The organism is Spongiivirga citrea, from assembly GCF_010671565.1.
In the GTDB taxonomy this organism is placed as follows: Bacteria; Bacteroidota; Bacteroidia; order Flavobacteriales; family Flavobacteriaceae; genus Spongiivirga; species Spongiivirga citrea.
Genome location: NZ_JAABOQ010000001.1, coordinates 244,223 through 261,726 on the forward strand (window position 1 = coordinate 244,223; position 17,504 = coordinate 261,726).

13 protein-coding genes are annotated in these 17,504 nt (G+C 36.5%); 9 read left to right on the top strand and 4 right to left on the bottom strand.

Features of this window, described 5'->3' with window-relative positions; translation table 11 throughout:
* Positions 1 to 162: 162 nt before the first annotated feature.
* Genes mltG through dapF form a run of 3 tightly spaced genes read right to left on the bottom strand, consistent with a single transcriptional unit; the run spans position 163 to position 2,508 of the window.
* Positions 163 to 1,203 carry an endolytic transglycosylase MltG gene (gene mltG / locus GWK10_RS01110; protein ID WP_164029055.1) on the bottom strand — a complete coding sequence of 347 codons (1,041 nt, stop codon included), beginning with the start codon at positions 1,201 to 1,203 and terminating at the stop codon, positions 163 to 165.
* Between the two features lie 10 nt (positions 1,204 to 1,213).
* Positions 1,214 to 1,735: a GNAT family N-acetyltransferase gene (locus tag GWK10_RS01115; protein WP_164029056.1), complete on the bottom strand. Its 522-nt coding sequence runs from the start codon at positions 1,733 to 1,735 to the stop codon at positions 1,214 to 1,216.
* A complete protein-coding gene (dapF, locus tag GWK10_RS01120) occupies positions 1,723 to 2,508 on the bottom strand; it encodes a diaminopimelate epimerase (protein WP_164029057.1) in 786 nt (261 codons plus the stop codon). Before dapF ends, GWK10_RS01115 begins: the two co-directional genes overlap by 13 nt.
* 150 nt (positions 2,509 to 2,658) lie before the next feature.
* On the opposite strand from dapF, the gene GWK10_RS01125 reads away from it, so the two are divergent.
* The 4 genes from GWK10_RS01125 to GWK10_RS01140 all read left to right on the top strand — a co-directional run bounded on the left by GWK10_RS01125 (position 2,659) and on the right by GWK10_RS01140 (position 6,944).
* A complete protein-coding gene (locus GWK10_RS01125) occupies positions 2,659 to 4,080 on the top strand; it encodes a S1C family serine protease (RefSeq protein ID WP_164029058.1) in 1,422 nt (473 codons plus the stop codon).
* A gap of 134 nt (positions 4,081 to 4,214) precedes the next feature.
* Complete coding sequence (locus GWK10_RS01130) at positions 4,215 to 5,666, top strand: glyceraldehyde-3-phosphate dehydrogenase (protein WP_164029059.1); 1,452 nt, start codon at positions 4,215 to 4,217, stop codon at positions 5,664 to 5,666.
* A 220-nt stretch (positions 5,667 to 5,886) separates the two neighbouring features.
* Positions 5,887 to 6,492: a tRNA (guanine-N1)-methyltransferase gene (locus tag GWK10_RS01135; protein WP_164029060.1), complete on the top strand. Its 606-nt coding sequence runs from the start codon at positions 5,887 to 5,889 to the stop codon at positions 6,490 to 6,492.
* A 5-nt stretch (positions 6,493 to 6,497) separates the two neighbouring features.
* Positions 6,498 to 6,944: a GNAT family N-acetyltransferase gene (locus tag GWK10_RS01140; RefSeq protein WP_164029061.1), complete on the top strand. Its 447-nt coding sequence runs from the start codon at positions 6,498 to 6,500 to the stop codon at positions 6,942 to 6,944.
* Positions 6,945 to 7,022: 78 nt separating this feature from the next.
* On the opposite strand, the gene GWK10_RS01145 is transcribed toward GWK10_RS01140, so the two are convergent.
* A complete protein-coding gene (locus GWK10_RS01145; protein ID WP_164029062.1) occupies positions 7,023 to 10,454 on the bottom strand; it encodes an amidohydrolase family protein in 3,432 nt (1,143 codons plus the stop codon).
* A 120-nt stretch (positions 10,455 to 10,574) separates the two neighbouring features.
* Between GWK10_RS01145 and trmD the strand changes: the two genes are divergently transcribed.
* The 5 genes from trmD to GWK10_RS01170 all read left to right on the top strand — a co-directional run bounded on the left by trmD (position 10,575) and on the right by GWK10_RS01170 (position 17,503).
* Positions 10,575 to 11,252, top strand: a complete 678-nt coding sequence (trmD, locus tag GWK10_RS01150; RefSeq protein WP_164029063.1) for a tRNA (guanosine(37)-N1)-methyltransferase TrmD — start codon at positions 10,575 to 10,577, stop codon at positions 11,250 to 11,252.
* Positions 11,253 to 11,277: 25 nt separating this feature from the next.
* Positions 11,278 to 11,595 carry a hypothetical protein gene (locus tag GWK10_RS01155; RefSeq protein WP_164029064.1) on the top strand — a complete coding sequence of 106 codons (318 nt, stop codon included), beginning with the start codon at positions 11,278 to 11,280 and terminating at the stop codon, positions 11,593 to 11,595.
* 115 nt (positions 11,596 to 11,710) lie between these two features.
* Positions 11,711 to 12,061, top strand: coding sequence for a 50S ribosomal protein L19 (gene rplS, locus GWK10_RS01160; RefSeq protein WP_164029539.1), 351 nt, complete (start codon positions 11,711 to 11,713; stop codon positions 12,059 to 12,061).
* A 718-nt stretch (positions 12,062 to 12,779) separates the two neighbouring features.
* Positions 12,780 to 14,993, top strand: coding sequence for an NADP-dependent isocitrate dehydrogenase (locus tag GWK10_RS01165; protein WP_164029065.1), 2,214 nt, complete (start codon positions 12,780 to 12,782; stop codon positions 14,991 to 14,993).
* A gap of 107 nt (positions 14,994 to 15,100) precedes the next feature.
* Complete coding sequence (locus GWK10_RS01170; protein WP_164029066.1) at positions 15,101 to 17,503, top strand: TonB-dependent receptor; 2,403 nt, start codon at positions 15,101 to 15,103, stop codon at positions 17,501 to 17,503.
* The last annotated feature ends 1 nt before the right edge of the window (position 17,504 follow it).

Here is a 17,504-nt window from a genome sequence, read left to right on the forward strand (position 1 = left end):
GGGCACTCATCACCCTAAAAGGGCGTACATTATATATTTGGTTGGGAATAAAGCTTAGCAAAACTAGTGGTAACTATAACACAAATTTGGCATTGATTATAAAATTGTTAACACTTCATTATGAATTACTTAGCTTAATCAGGTTTTTTTGGTGTGATGCAACTACCTTAAAATATTGTTTTGAGTAGCCCATCGTCGATACTTATTGGCGTTGGCTATATGTTGTGAATGCGTTTCCGCAAACAAATGATATCCAAACCTTTCAATATCCGCAACAAAGAAAATATAATTATGTTTCTCAGCATTTAAAACCGCATCAACGGCAGAAATATCGGGCATACTGATAGGCCCAGGCGGTATACCGATGTTTTTATACGTGTTGTAGGGAGAATCTATTTCGAGATCTTTTGATAACACGCGCTTGATCACTAAATCAAAATTATTTTGTGCTTTTTGCATGGCATATATAACGGTAGGATCGGCTTGTAACCTAATTCCCTTTTTCAATCTATTCAAATACACTCCTGCAATTCTAGGGCGTTCTTCTATTTTAACAGACTCTTTGTCCACAATAGCCGCCAGAGAAACAATCTCTATTGGCGTATACCCAATTGTCTTGGCCTTTTGAATACGTGAAGTATTCCAGAAGCTCTTATACTCTTTGTACATGCGATCTCTGAAACCTTCAGGACTCAAATTCCAATATACTTCGTAGCTATTGGGCACGTACATGGTAAGTGCATCATCAAGACTAAACCCTTTTTCTTTTAAGAAAGTTTCATCCCTAAAAGCATTTAAAAAATCGACACTATCCTTCTCTAGCTGCGCTGCAATACGTCCGGCTAGCAGTTCTAATCGATCTTGATTATTAAATGAAATTTTAATAGGGATATTATTGCTGCGAAGTGAATTAACAATCTCATTATTGTTCATTCCTTTCTTGATGGCATATTTACCGCCTTTTATTTTATATCCTTTTTTGTTTGCCGTAGTTTCGAAATCATCTACGTTTTTTAATAGAGGTGTCAATTGTTCCCTAACGTCATCAAAAGAGGCATTACTGGATATAAAAACGAAAGCTTTATCGTTATTAAATGCCGTATTTGGGTTAAAAAATACATTGTAGAAATTGTAAACAAACAACCCTCCTGCTACAATACCTAGCAATAAGATTAATAAAACAATTTTTTTTAGGTTACTCATGATATTTGGGTTAGGGTCGTATTAACTGATATAAAAATTCACTTTTATAATCACCATTGATAAAATTCCAATCCTTTTTCAATCCTACTTGCTTGAATCCGCAAGATTCAAAAAGCTGGATGCTGGGCCTATTATCTTCAGATATATTGCAATATAATTGATGTACTCCTAAATAGGTGAATGCGTACTTAATTAATAACTGCACAGCTTCGCTTCCATACCCTTTATTCCGGTTGGCCCCAGCTGCGATGATAACACCTACACCCGCGCGCTTATTTTTAGGGTCGAAATCAAAAAGATCGATCAAACCAATTGCCTCTTCCAGATGATCAATCACCAAGCGCAATTGCTTTATTTCGTATATATCTTTGTGACTATTTTTTAAATACTCCTTTAAGATATACGACGAATATGGCGTTTGGGTATGACTTACCTCCCAAATGGCCTGATCGTTTTCAATCATCTTCAAAAACGAAAGATCTTCAGGCTCTAAAGCCCTTAGGCTAATATGGTCTCCGTTTAATGTTTCCAATCAATGACTCCTTTAAATACCTGAATGGCAGGCCCCTTTAAAAACACATTTGTATATGAATCTTGTTCTCTAGTAAATGAGACTTCAAGTGGCCCTCCTTCTGATTGTAATTTGATTAACTCTTCATCAGTTTCGCCTTGAAAATTCATTGCAATTGCTACGGCCGTTACTCCTGTACCGCAAGATAAAGTCTCATCTTCTACACCGCGCTCATAAGTGCGTACGCGAAAACTGTTATCATTTATTTTAGATACAAAATTAACATTGCTTCCTACAGCTCCATAAGGTTCTCCATATCTAATTTGAGCCCCTTTGTCTTTTATTTGCAATGTATCCAAATCCGTTTCTATTTGCACGTGATGTGGCGAACCAGTATCCAAAAACAAATGCCCGGTATGCTGCTCCACCTTAGTTACATCCTGCATTTGCAATTTTACAATACCGTTAGTTATAGTCGCATGATGCAAACCATCTATTGCCGTAAACCTACATTCATCTTCAATAACATTTAAATAATTTGCAAAGGCTACAATACATCTACCTCCGTTTCCGCACATCGTACTCTGATTTCCATCGGCATTGTAGTATACCATTTTAAAATCTGCCGATTCATCATTTTCTAAAAAGATCAATCCGTCCGCACCTATGCCAAATCTTCTATCGCACAATCTTGCGACTGTTTTGGTATCATTTTTGGGCAAATTATATTGGCGGTTATCGATCATTACAAAATCGTTGCCAGTACCTTGGTATTTGTAAAAAGTAATATTCATTATTTAATTAGCAATGCAAATGTACAAATAAATGCAAGTGCCCTAAGCTTGTTAAAGTGTGGTTAAAGTTGAGAAGTAAATACAATATTCAAGTAATTTTAAATGTTAAATTCGACTACATACTAGATTGTAAAACCTAATAAAAAGAGAATGAAGAAATTATCGACATTGATTTTAGCATCAGTTATCGGAGGAGCTTTTACCTTAGGCTTTTATAAAATTGCTTTAGAGACTCCGCAAGAAACAACATCAAAAGAGGCTACTATGCCTACTTATATCCCGGCAACATATACGGCCAATAAACCAATAGCAACTGCTGCTATTGAAGGTATTGATTTTACCAATGCCGCTGAAAAAACCGTAAATAGCGTGGTTCACGTTAAAAATCGAGCAACTTCAGAAGGTGGAAGTTCTATTTATGATTTTTTCTATGGGAGAAGTTCAAAACCACGTGTACGAGAAGGATCTGGTTCTGGTGTTATCATTTCTCCTGACGGATATGTCATTACTAATAATCACGTAATTGAAGGTGCTGATGAATTAGAAGTCACCCTAAACAATAATAAATCATATCCAGCTACATTAATTGGCTCTGATCCCAAAACTGATATTGCGGTCTTGAAAATTGAAGCAGATACTGATTTGCAATTCATTGCATTTGGCGATTCAGATAATGTTCGAGTTGGTGAATGGGTACTAGCAGTAGGAAATCCTTTCAATTTAACTTCTACGGTTACGGCGGGTATTATTAGCGCTAAAGCACGTGATTTAAATGAGTTTGATCAACAAAATCAATCGTTTTTGCAAACTGACGCCGCAGTAAATCCTGGAAATAGCGGGGGAGCGTTAGTAAATACTAATGGTGATTTAATAGGAATAAACACCGCCATCACCTCACAAACTGGATCATTTGTTGGGTATTCATTTGCGGTACCATCAAACATTGCTAAAAAAGTAGTAGATGATTTATTGGAATATGGCGACGTACAGAAAGGTGTTTTAGGCATCACAACCCTCAACAGAAATTCGAAAGAAGCTATTGAAAAAGGTCTTGATCAAGTAGATGGCGTTTATGTTTCAGGAGTTGAAAAAGATTCAGGAGCTGATAAAGGAGGTCTTCAATCTGGTGATGTCATCAAAAAAATTGATCGAGTTCGTATTCGCAAATTCGCCGACCTTACAGGCTATTTAAACTCAAAAAGACCAAATGAAACACTGAATGTGTTAGTTGACAGAAATGGAAGTAGAAAAGAATTAAAAGTAACCCTATCGAAGTTCGATATTTTTGAGGTCGATTTTCTTGGTATGAAACTTCGTAACATTTCCGCTGAGAATAAAGAGAAATATGAAATTTCAAATGGTGTAGGAGTATATGAACTCAAAGCAGGCTCTATTATCAATAATTCGACGGATGTTCGACCAGGTTATATTCTTACCGAAATAAATGGAATTAAGATTAAATCCATTAGTGATATTGCCAAACTAAAAAAGAAAAACATTCAGGACGATCTTGAAAAAATCACTTTTTTAAATGGAAAATTAGAAGCCGAACGCTATATTTTTAGAGACTAACACTAGCATATAGTATAAAAGAAAAACCCTCGATAAACAGTCGTTCATCGAGGGTTTTTAATTTTAATCATTTTTCTCTCCGAAAACGTTTGAAATTTATACTTTTGCGCCAAATTTAAACATAACGTTTTACAATGAGTAGTGCAAACGACACTTACGAAAAAGAACTTGCTTTTCAAGCCGACCGTCGCCGAGCGACTGTAGAGTTTATTAAAATAGTAAGCGACCTTTGGTATGACAAATCCATCGAACTCGTGCTATTTAGAAATCAACTTATCGACAAAAATGTAAGTGATATTATAAACTTACATGAATATGCAGGTGAGTTTGTTCAAAAACCCATTTCAATTTTCGATTCCGTAGAAATCGCACAAGCAATTCACCAAATCAAATTGCCACCTGCAAAACTTGACATTGGTAAGTTGACATATGAGTATCATCTGGAAGATGACAAACATGACAATGTAAAGTCTTTTGTATTAAACAAACTTCGTGGCGCTAATAAAAATGAAGAAATACAACCAAAGGATGTAGTTCTTTATGGATTTGGTCGTATTGGCCGACTTGTAGCTCGTGAATTGATGTCTAAAACAGGGAAGGGAAGTCAAATGAGACTTCGTGCTATTGTAACGAGAGGAAAAATAACTGAGGATGTACTTGAAAAAAGAGCTTCTTTACTTCGCGGAGATTCAATTCACGGTGAATTTTCTGGGACAGTAATTACCGATTTAAAGAAAAAAGCATTGATAATTAATGGAACTACCGTTAATATTATATCAGCAAACAATCCCGAAGATATTGATTACACTAAACTAGGTATCGAAGATGCCTTAGTAATTGATAATACGGGAGCATTTAGAGATAAGGAAGCGCTAAGTCGCCACCTAAAGTCTAAAGGGGCAAGCAAAGTATTGTTAACTGCACCAGGAAAAGGTGTTCCAAATATTGTACACGGTGTAAATCACACAAATTATAATCCTGATCAGGTTGATATATTCTCAGCAGCATCTTGTACAACCAATGCCATTACTCCTGTTTTAAAAGCAGTAGAAGATTCACTTGGAGTTGTAAGTGGTCATTTAGAAACAATTCATGCCTATACAAACGACCAAAACTTGGTCGATAATATGCACAGCAAATATCGTCGTGGTCGTGCTGCAGCTCTAAACATGGTAATTACAGAAACCGGTGCCGGGAAGGCAGTATCTAAGGCATTACCATCTTTAGAAGGCAAACTTACCTCTAATGCAATTCGTGTTCCTGTACCTAATGGATCACTAGCTATTTTAAAATTGGAACTTGGTAATAGTACCTCAAAAGAAGGACTTAATACTTTAATGAAAAAGTATGCCCTAGAAGGTGATCTTGTGGAGCAGATTAAATACTCACTTAATAACGAGTTGGTATCATCTGATATCGTAGGTTCAGCACAACCTTCTATTTATGATAGCAATGCGACAATAGTAACTGAAAATGGAAAGAATGCAGTACTATATATCTGGTATGATAACGAATATGGTTACAGTCATCAGGTTATTAGATTAGCAAAATACATTAGTAAAGTAAGACGTTATACGTATTACTAGATCCTATATAACTTAAAGTAAATCCGCAGCTTTTTATAAAACTGCGGATTTTTTGTTTTTGAAAATCAACTATTTACAACTAACAACTAATAAGAAAGCTGTATCAAACATCCATTTTACCGTATTAGTACGTATTTTTACAATAAGTTATTGTGGCACTCGTTATAACTTAAAAATTTAACAGCAGTAATTACAATTTATTTTTGATTTATCCGTTAGCATGAAATTTTTCAACCTCCTAATCCTTTTTGTATTTATCTCATTCAGTTCTGGACTAAGAGCGCAGACAGCTCCTGTTGAAGGTTCGCTTGATGGCGGTACTATCGACAGCCAACTTACCTGGTTGCTTAAAAAGTCGCCTAATTATCAAGAATATGAGATGATTAAGCGCTTTATGGCTTTAAAAATGAAGCAAAATGTATTAGATACATTGAAGGTGATGCGCGCATCAATTAATGAAGGAAAAAATACCATTACTGCTCAACAGACTCAAATCGATAATTTAAAAATTGAATTAGGAAACACCAATCAGAACCTTGAACAAACTACCAAGGAAAAAAATAGCATGTCATTTCTTGGTATACTGATGAATAAAGCTGCTTATAATGCACTGTTATGGGGAATTATTACTGCTTTAGTAGGTTTGTTGGTTTGGTTCATCTATAAATTTCGAAATAGTAATCTTGTTACTCAACAAGCACGAGCTAAATTAAGTGAGGTGGAAGAAGAGTTTGAAGCCCACCGAAGTCGAGCTCTAGAGCGCGAGCAGAAAGTACGTCGCCAACTTCAAGACGAAATAAACAAGCAAAAAGCTGGCAAAAGCTAAATAGTATGCAAATTGTATTTGCAAATAATGAGCACATCGATTTGGTGGCTCCACTATTCGATGCATATCGTGTGTTCTACAAACAAGAAAGCGATTTAGAAGGCTCTAGAAAATTCATTCAAGACCGAATTAGCAATAAGGAATCTACCATTCTATTAGCGCTCGATGATAATCAAAAGCCATTGGGGTTTACTCAATTATTTCCCATTTTTTCATCAGTCACGGCCCAGCGCATGTATATACTGAATGACCTTTATGTCAACCAAACAATTAGATCTAAAGGTGTTGGCACGGCATTGCTGAACGCTGCTAAAGAATTTTGCAAAAAACAAGGATACAAAGGTTTAGTCCTTCAAACAGAAACACATAACCCCGCACAAGAGCTATACAAGCATCTAGGCTGGGAAGCTGACCCTGATTTACATTTTTTCTGGAAGAATCCAGAAATTTAATAAGCTGAATTAAAAAAACCTACAAGGAGGTTCTTTGAACGACACCTTGCAGGTTTTGATTAAGATTTTTTCTTAAAACTACTTCTTCATTCCGGGAATACCAGATGGCTTTTTCATTTGCCAATGAAATGTTGGTGCCTTTTTAACAACCGGAGCAACCTCATCTAGCGTATTGGCATCATAAACCACACCATCTTTTATGACATGGGTAATGGTATTAGTATTTCTTAAATTGTCTAATGGATTCTTATCCATAATTACAATATCAGCTAGTTTACCTGCTTCTAAAGTTCCCAGGTCGTCGTCTAAACCAATTGCTGTTGCGCCATGAATCGTTCCTACTTTTAGAGCATCGTGATTGTTCATTCCACCACTTGCAACCGACCAGAGTTCCCAATGGAATCCTAAACCTTGTAATTGACCATGACTCCCTACTCCACCGGTTCCACCCGCTTCAACCAAATCCTTCATAAACTCCGCATGCTTTTTAAAGACGTGTTCCTCATCCATAAACCAACCTGGTCTTCTTCTTGATTTTCGAGCGAGCTCCTCATAAGGCGTAAAGTACTGTAGTTTTTTATCGTGATATGGGTTTTCTCTTGAATAAAAATAATTCTCCGCCCAAGGTCCACCATAAGAAACCAATAAAGTTGGCGTAATCGCCATATCTGACTCTGCGGCAGTTTGTACCACATCTTTGTAAATAGGATAAATAGGAAGCGAATGCTCATGACCCGGATAGCCATCGATCATATTAACCATATTGCGTTTAAAGTCTAAACCACCTTCAGTCGTTGGCATTAACTTTAACTCTTTACAAGCCATAATTACCCATTGACGCTGCTGACGATTACCAACCAAATACATTTTAATCGTCTTGGTATTATAATATTCGCTATACTGCTTCAACACATCTTTTGCATGCTCTAGACTTTTAATATTGTATCCCCAGAAACCTAATCCAGGACCAGTGCTATATACTCGAGGACCATGCATCATTCCAGCCTCAACCATATCGGCATAGGTCAAGACATCGGTAGTTGCAGTTTGCGGATCTCTAGTTGTTGTCACCCCATAGGCTAGATTGGCGGAGTAAATCCAAATTTGATTTTTATGAATTCCCCAATTTGGCCACATATGAGCATGTGTATCAACAAAACCAGGAGTTAGCGTTTTACCAGAAACATCAATAGTCTTTGCTCCTGAAGGGACACTAAAACTGCTGGATGCTCCGACATTTTTAATTCGGTTATTCTCGATTAAAATATCGCCATTTTCAATCACTTCATTGCCCTTCATAGTTATAATGCGGCCACCTTTTAGTAAGACAGTTCCATTAGGAATAGCTCTTTGAAAAGGGACTTTTATCTTGTACTCATCGGCCTTGAATTTTGGGGCTGACTTCTTTTTATCTTTTTCTTTATCAGCTTTTTTATCGTCTTTCTTTTCGGTACTATCCTTTTTCTTCTCGGCCTCTTTAAGCTCTTTTTCTTTCTTTTTAGCCAACTTTAAACTATCCGCAAAGGCTTTTCCCTTATCAAGGTCATACACAAAATGGCTTGCTCCTAATGACCAATGTACTTTCTTACTATTACCACTCCATGTCGGAAACTCTCCACCCATAATAGTTAATTTTCTAGCCGGAAATGCTGCTGAGCTTGCATTAGCCAAAGAAATGGATGGTGTTTTTCCAATTTTAGGAATTAAGACTGAGTACATATCATTATTAATATGCGCCAATGCTCGAGTACCATCTGGTGAAATTCTAATTTCCGTTGGTCTCGATGCTTTATTATTTTCCATCCAACCTTCTTCATGAGTTGGCAAGGCCGCATGCTGATGACCTTTTCCAAATACATCGGAAGAACCATAGGTGGTAATACCCGTTACTTTTAAATGCACTTTCTCATCAGTATCATCCCATCGAATAGAAATTAACCCTTTTTGAAAATGATTTAAGTAAATACGATCATTCACCCTTGTAAAATGAGGATTCCCTCTTCCTTTAGACCTTCCTATAACGGTTATCGGTCCGCCATTTGAAGACACCCAGGCCAGTTCGTCTTGCGCGCCAGAAGCAAATGGACCTATTGCATCGTTATACGATTGTGCACTTCCTTTTACAAAAGCAATACGATTAGAACGATATGACCATTCAGGATTGCTAAAAATTCCTGCCTCTTTTGTTAACTGAACAATTTTTGCTCTACCAGAAACATTCACCTTATATAAATGTCCGCCGCCTTGTTTCCAAGTCGTAAAAACAACATTCTTACTATCTGGTGACCAAGCAGGATCAGCTTCAGTAAACTCATTTTTTGTTAATCGTTTTGGAGTCCCATTCGGAAGATCCATAACATACAACCTATTTAAAGCAGTAAATGCCAATTTCTTTCCGTCAGGCGAGGGTACGCCGCCTCGTATTTGAGTCACAAAAGCTTCTTTATCATTAGAAATGGGATATTTAAAATACACCTTTGCTCCCATATCCAATTCTACATCGACCTCAAATGGAATTTCAATTGCATTGTTGTTAGCGATTGAAATAGAATATATTTTTCCGCCATACGAAGCGATCAAATTTTTATTATCTGGAGTAAATGCCATTGCCGGCATAACACCAAGTGGACCAATTGACTCTTGCTCATCTCTTTGTACTGGGTATGCTAACCAGCGTTCATCGCCGTTTTTCAAGTTTCTTAAAACAAGTCCAGTTTCATCTTCAAAACGACTACCATACACCATCCAATTACCATCATTAGATAAAGTTGGTGTAAAAGCAGAACCGTATCTACTAGTAATGCGCTCAATCTCTCCGTCTTCGCGACTAAAGGTCATAATTTGATACTGCGGAAGCTGCGCATTATAATTCCATGCATTGTTTCTACTAGAAAAATAAATGGTATTTCCATCAGCACTTAAAGCGGGATCTGTTGTTTTTAATGATTTATTCTTGGACGCGTCTAACAAACCAGCACCTGATCCTCCGTCTTTATGAATTAAAAACGGCTTGATATTCCTTCTTCCACGAGTTCCAACTATATAATCACCATCAGGAGTCCAATCGGCAGAAAAATGATGTTTATTCTTATCCTTAGTCAGTTGCGTTTGTTCTTTGGTTTTTAAATCCATCGTCCAAACATTATCAGATCCACTTTTATCCGAGATAAAAACGACTGATTTCCCATCTGGACTGTATCGAGGATGCACATCATATGGCATGCCTTCGGTAACACGAGTCGCTTTTCCTCCTGTAATAGGAATGGTGTATAGGTCACCCATGAGGTCAAACATTATTGTTTTTCCATCAGGATGCACATCAACCGATATCCAGGTACCTTGTTTGGTGTTGAATTTAACTTTTCTTGCAGGCTCTAGCGGAAGTTCTTTAGTAGCCATCTTTGTAGAATCGGCTTTCTTTTCTTCTTTTTTATCTTGAGCCGTAATAGTAAATGAGCATAGTAGCAACAACATAGCTACCACACTCGAAAGTGAAGTGTTGGTTTTCATTTAGTGGTGTTTAAAAGCTGTGAAAATAACCAATTATATGTTAAAGAACTGTGAAACCCCTTGAGTAGATTTTTCAAATTCTAAACTTTGAGACGTACAAGGTTTCGTATTTTTGCCCCTATGAGAATTGATATCATTAGTGTTGTTCCGGACCTTTTAAAAAGTCCATTTGAAGCTTCTATATTGAAACGCTCAATAGAAAAAGGTTTGGTGAGTGTGCATATACATAACTTACGAGACTACTCTTCTAATAACTATAAGCAGATTGATGATTACCAGTTTGGCGGGGGTGCCGGTATGGTGATGATGATTGAGCCGATTGACAAATGTATTTCGGCTTTAAAAGCAGAAAGAGATTACGACGAAGTCATTTATATGACGCCAGATGGCGCTACATTAACCCAGGGCATTGCTAATGAACTTTCACTTAAGGGTAATATTATAATATTATGTGGTCATTACAAAGGTGTAGATCAACGAGTTCGTGATCATTTTATCACCAGAGAGATTTCTATTGGCGATTACGTTTTATCAGGTGGTGAGCTTGGGGCTGCGGTTTTGTGTGATGCTGTTATACGATTGATTCCTGGGGTATTAGGTAATGAAACCTCTGCATTGACTGATTCTTTTCAAGATAATTTACTAGCTCCACCAATTTACACCCGCCCGGCTAATTATAAAGGATGGAAAGTTCCGGAGATTCTGACATCAGGAAATACACCAAAAATTGACCAATGGCGCGAAGATGAAGCTTACAAACGCACAGAGGAAAAGCGCCCAGATCTTTTAGAGGATTAGATTAACCAATTTAACTTTATATAACATGACAGACGACGGCATTCCAATTACCATTTATATTGGCCAAGCATTACATTTCTTGGGTATTCTAGGGCTAGTAATAGCAACAAGTATTTTAGTATATAAAAAGAAATCAGCAGCAACCATTTTGATTCTTATTGGCGCCATATTGACTTTCATCTCTTTCTTTGCATCTATAGCGAGTAATTTTTTTGCTGCTCAATTTGGGGTTGACCAATTGGTAACAATGCAGGGATGGATTAGTATTGTAAGTGCTATTATTTACCTAATATTTGTTACAGGATTTATCTGGTTTGGTCTCACCTTAAAAAAGAGCAGTTAATTTTTCTGTATTTTTAGCTTGTATTACATAAAGAAATTAATACTTTTGCAGCCGATTTACATAACCTCTGGCGAGAATCGTGAATGTTGTGTGAACTATACTTTTTAAAACCATTATAATGGATTTAGTAAAATTTGTTCAGGACGAATTCGTAGCTAAAAAAGATTTCCCTGAATTTTCAGCTGGTGATACAATCACTATTTATTATGAAATTAGAGAAGGTAACAAAACTCGTACTCAGTTTTTTAGAGGAGTAGTTATCCAACGAAGAGGTAGCGGAGCAACCGAAACCTTTACAATTAGAAAAATGTCTGGTACTGTAGGTGTAGAACGTATCTTCCCTGTAAACTTACCAGCGCTTCAAAAAATTGAGGTTAATAAAAGAGGTAAAGTTCGTAGAGCACGCATATTCTACTTTAGAGAACTTACTGGTAAAAAAGCTCGTATTAAAGAAGTTAGAAAATAGCAGCAATACTATTGCTAAATTGAAAAGCCCCGGCACAATTGCTGGGGCTTTTTGTTTTGTAAACAATTGTTAATAACCTTAGTTAATATCAAGTTGATACTTATTATGTTAAAAAAATTGACATTCATCAATTTTACATATATATTAGCATAACTATTAATAACAAAATATAGAATGTATTGTTAAATTATTAATGGAAATAAAGTAACGTTCTTTATTTAACGGAATTGCTTTTAGATTTTTTAAAAATTCAATTTATTGAACAAACCAAAAATCTGTTATATATCAAAATAAGGATATGCAGGTAGCCTTATCTGAGGTATATAATAAAAGTTTCAGTAGGCGACGAAGTAGCAATACTTAGTTGATGAAACAGTAATAGCGTTGTAATGTGCAAGCAATATAATGTTACTACTTAAAAAGCAATACCACGGTTCGTTTATAGCTATTGTTGCAAAACAAAAACTCTAAAGAACCACAGAAATAGTGCAGACTGATTGAAGGGCAAGACGAGATTATATTTCAGACACCCACGTTAACATCACGAATGGTAACTAGAACAGTAACAATCTATTTCAAAAAAGCCATATCAAGTATGTATTTACATTGATATGGCTTTTGTATTTATATAACAATCCTATTCAATGAATAGCCTTTAGCAACAGCTAAAAAACACTCGGATTATTGTATATTTGCCACGCTCAAAAAAATAGATCGAATGGCAAAAATTTTATATACTAAGACGGACGAAGCTCCTGCTTTAGCAACACAATCTTTTCTTCCAATTGTAAAGGCATTCACGGCCTCATCCAATATCAATATCGAAACTCGCGATATTTCACTAGCAGGTCGCATTATTGCTGCTTTTTCAGACACATTACCAACAGAACAACAAGGCCCTGATCATTTAGCGGAATTAGGAGAACTTGCAAAAAAACCAGAAGCCAATATTATCAAATTACCAAATATTAGTGCTTCAATACCGCAGCTTAAAGCGGCCATTGCCGAGCTACAAGAAAACGGATATGCATTACCAGATTATCCTGACGAACCTGAAAATAACGAACAAGAAGCGACTAAAAAACGCTATGACAAAATAAAAGGTAGCGCCGTAAATCCTGTACTTCGTGAAGGGAATTCTGATCGTCGTGCACCAAAAGCAGTAAAGAATTTTGCCAAGAAAAACCCACATAGCATGGGTGCTTGGTCATCAGATTCTGAAACACATGTCGCTACAATGAATCATGGTGATTTTAGAAGTAACGAGAAATCAGCTGAAATAGCAAAAGCAGGTAGTCTAAAAATTCAGTTGGTTACCAATAGCGAAACGTATACTTTAAAAGAAAACGTTCCCGTTTTAGCAGGTGAAGTGGTCGATGCCAGTGTTATGAGTAAAAAGGCATTGCTATCTTTCTTAAAAGAACAGGTTACTGATGCTAAGGAGAAAAATATCTTGTTTTCATTGCATATGAAAGCAACGATGATGAAGGTTTCCGATCCTATTATTTTTGGGCATGCTGTGCGTACTTACTTTGCAGATCTATTTGCAAAATACGATGCGCTATTTGATGAAATAGGCGTAAACGTCAATAATGGTTTCGGTAATCTATTGAGTAAAGTAGCCGAATTAGACGCCGATAAAAAGGCAGGAGTTTTAAAAGATATTGATGAAGCTTTGGTAAACGGACCTGATCTTGCAATGGTAAATTCTGACAAAGGAATTACCAATCTTCATGTGCCAAGTGATGTAATTATTGATGCTTCTATGCCCGCAATGATTCGTAATTCAGGCCAAATGTGGAATGCTGAAGGAAAATCACAAGATACTAAAGCAGTAATTCCAGATAGTAGTTATGCGAAGCTGTATCAAGCGACTATTGATTTTTGCAAACAACACGGTGCATTCGATCCTACAACAATGGGTACAGTGCCCAATGTTGGCTTAATGGCACAAAAGGCAGAGGAATATGGTTCACACGACAAAACTTTTGAAATTGAACACAATGGAACAGTTCGGGTAACTAATCACGATGGCACTGTGATTTTTGATCATAGTGTTGAAGAAGGTGATATCTGGAGAATGTGTCAGGTAAAAGACCTTCCTATTCAAGATTGGGTGAAACTTGCTGTAAACAGATCTAGAGCCAGCAATACACCGGCAGTTTTCTGGTTAGATAAAAACAGAGCACACGATGCACAATTAATTGCAAAAGTTGAGAAATATTTAAAAGATCACAATACTAACGGACTTGATATTCGCATTTTAGATCCAGTAGAAGCGACACATTTCACCTTAGAACGCATTAAAGACGGAAAAGATACTATATCAGTCACTGGTAATGTTTTAAGAGACTATCTTACCGACCTTTTCCCAATTTTAGAAGTAGGTACCAGTGCCAAAATGTTATCTATTGTTCCTTTAATGAATGGTGGTGGTTTATTTGAAACTGGTGCAGGAGGTTCTGCTCCAAAACACGTACAACAGTTTTTAGAAGAAGGGCATTTACGTTGGGATTCTTTAGGAGAGTTCTTAGCACTTGCCGTTTCCTTAGATCATTTTGGCGAAAAAAATAACAATAGTAAAGCCAAAATTCTTGGAGAAACTTTAGATGATGCAACTGAAAAGTTCTTAGATAATAAAAGATCACCTTCTAGAAAAGTTAATGAATTAGATACGCGAGGTAGTCATTTTTACTTAGCCATGTATTGGGCACAAGAATTGGCATCTCAAACTAAAGATGCTGATTTACAAGCGCAGTTCAAAACTGTTGCTCAAGCATTTGAAGAAAATGAAGATAAGATTACAACGGAGTTAATCGAAGCACAAGGAAAAGCAATCAATATCGATGGTTATTACTTTCCAGAAGATGCCAAAGCAGCCAGTGCAATGCGTCCAAGTGAGACTTTAAATAATATTCTAGCTAGTATTTAATAGCTACTTTAAATGAAGTTTCTTTTTTATAAGAATGCTTCATTAAATATTTGTTAACGGTAAGCAATTATAATCGCTTTAGGCTATTTTTATACAAAAATACTTGTATGAGGCCTGCGCTTTTAAAATTGCTTACCGTTCTTTTTTGTTTTTTTAGTGCATACTCCTTCTCCCAAAAACGTTTTACCTTAAGCGGAACAATTACTGATAAAGCCAGTAATGAAACCCTAATTGGTGTTACTGTTGCGATACTTGAATTAAAAACCGGCACCGTAACCAATGAATATGGTTTTTACTCTATATCGGTACCTCCCGGCGAGTATACTGTACAAATATCTTATATCGGTTTTCAGAATATCTTTCAGAAAATCAACTTAGATAAAGATCAAAAAATTGACTTTAAAATTTCTGAAGCGGTTGAACAACTTGAGGAAGTTATCGTTACTGATGATTCTAAAAAGATAGACATTAAGACACCACAGATGAGTGTAAATACACTACAGGTAGAAACTATAAAGAAAATACCTGTTGTTCTTGGTGAGGCCGATGTTGTGAAATCACTATTACTCCTTCCTGGTGTAACCAACGCGGGCGAATCATCTTCCGGTTTTAATGTGCGTGGTGGGGCCGTTGACCAAAACCTAATCTTACTTGACGAGGCTACAATATTCAATTCCTCTCATTTATTTGGTTTTTTCTCGGTATTCAACCCAGATGCAATCAAAGACGTAAAATTGTATAAAGGCGGAATCCCTGCCCGTTATGGCGGTCGTGTTTCCTCTGTATTGGAAATTTTTCAGAAAGAGGGAAATAGCAAAGAGCTTAAAGTAAATGGAGGCATCGGCGCAGTGGCAAGTAGATTATTGATAGAAGGACCTATAGAAAAAGACAAAGCGGCATTTTTGGTTGGGGGCCGTGGTTCCTATGCACATTTGTTTTTACCGCTATTTGATATTGAAAATAGAGCATATTTCTATGATCTAAACACTAAGATAAATTATAAACTAAACGACAACAATAACATATTTCTATCTGGTTATTTTGGTCGAGATGTATTTAGTATTGCCGATAGTTTTGAAAACACTTACGGAAACTCCGTTGTGAATTTTAGATGGAATCATTTGTTTTCTGATCGTCTTTTTTCAAATTTGTCACTTATTTACTCCGATTACTTCTACGGATTAGAATTAGATTTTGTGGGTTTTGAATGGAACTCAGGTATTCAAAATTTCAATTTAAAATATGACCTCAAAAATTATATAAATGATAAGCTCCAGCTAAACTTTGGTCTAAACGATATTTATTATGTATTTAATCCTGGGAAGATTAAACCAAACGGGCCTGATTCGGGGATTGTTGAGGACCAGTTAACCAAAAAGTACGCAAACGAATTAGCCGCTTATGTCGATTTAGAACATCAAATAAGTGATAAGTTAAGCTTGGAGTATGGTGTTCGTTTTAGTCTTTTTAATCGTTTAGGACAAGACGAACTAAACGTATATGAAGATAACAACCCGGTTAATTTCGATCCTTTCTTGCTAATTTATCAAGAAGCAGATCCAATTGAAACCATTAATCCAGGTCGAGGTGCCAATCTTGCCACCTTCACTAATTTCGAGCCTCGCATTGCAGCGGCTTATTCTTTCAATGAAGATAATTCAATAAAAGCGAGCGCTACGCGTATGGCGCAATACCTGCATTTACTTTCTAACACAAGCTCTCCTACTCCGTTAGACGTGTGGACCCCAAGTGGCCCATTTGTAAAACCACAGCTTCTTAATCAATATGCTTTTGGGTATTTTAAACGATTTAATGATGGTGAGTTTACTTTAGAAACTGAAGTATATTACAAAGACATCGATAATCGAATTGATTATATAGATGGCGCCAATTTAATAGCCAATGATGCTATAGAACAAGTAATTTTGAATGGAGAAGCAAGGGCCTATGGACTGGAATTTCTACTACGTAAAAATGAAGGCAAATTTCAAGGTTGGCTAGCCTACACCTTATCAAAATCAGAACAACGGACTCAAGGTCGAACATTTATCGGGCTCGATGAAAACCCTGCGCAGGAAACCGGAATTAATGGTGGAGAATGGTATAACACACCATACGATAAAACTCATGATATAGCTCTTTATGGCAGCTATGACTTGAATCAAAAATGGAATTTTAACGCCAATTTTGTTTATCAAACCGGTCAACCTACAAACTATCCCGTTGGCCAATTTGAATTTCAAGGTCTTACCATCCCGTTTTTTGGGCAACGAAATATTGAACGTCTGCCTGATTATCATCGTATTGATTTATCTGCAACCTTAACACCAACTAAAAATAAAGGTCGGAAATGGCAATCAGAATGGGTATTTAGTATTTATAATTTATACAACCGTCGAAATGCCCAATCAATTGCCTTCAGGCAAAATAATGACACCGGGGTAAATGAAGCAGTTCGTACCTCAATTTTTGGTATTATACCTGCTGTAACCTACAATTTTAAATTTTAAG

Coding starts and splice junctions, on each gene's coding strand:
- mltG (WP_164029055.1), bottom strand. CDS start 1,203: ATGAGTAACCTAAAAAAAATTGTTTTATTAATCTTATTGCTAGGTATT.
- dapF (WP_164029057.1), bottom strand. CDS start 2,508: ATGAATATTACTTTTTACAAATACCAAGGTACTGGCAACGATTTTGTA.
- GWK10_RS01125 (WP_164029058.1), top strand. CDS start 2,659: ATGAAGAAATTATCGACATTGATTTTAGCATCAGTTATCGGAGGAGCT.
- GWK10_RS01130 (WP_164029059.1), top strand. CDS start 4,215: ATGAGTAGTGCAAACGACACTTACGAAAAAGAACTTGCTTTTCAAGCC.
- GWK10_RS01135 (WP_164029060.1), top strand. CDS start 5,887: ATGAAATTTTTCAACCTCCTAATCCTTTTTGTATTTATCTCATTCAGT.
- GWK10_RS01140 (WP_164029061.1), top strand. CDS start 6,498: ATGCAAATTGTATTTGCAAATAATGAGCACATCGATTTGGTGGCTCCA.
- GWK10_RS01145 (WP_164029062.1), bottom strand. CDS start 10,454: ATGAAAACCAACACTTCACTTTCGAGTGTGGTAGCTATGTTGTTGCTA.
- trmD (WP_164029063.1), top strand. CDS start 10,575: ATGAGAATTGATATCATTAGTGTTGTTCCGGACCTTTTAAAAAGTCCA.
- GWK10_RS01155 (WP_164029064.1), top strand. CDS start 11,278: ATGACAGACGACGGCATTCCAATTACCATTTATATTGGCCAAGCATTA.
- GWK10_RS01165 (WP_164029065.1), top strand. CDS start 12,780: ATGGCAAAAATTTTATATACTAAGACGGACGAAGCTCCTGCTTTAGCA.
- GWK10_RS01170 (WP_164029066.1), top strand. CDS start 15,101: ATGAGGCCTGCGCTTTTAAAATTGCTTACCGTTCTTTTTTGTTTTTTT.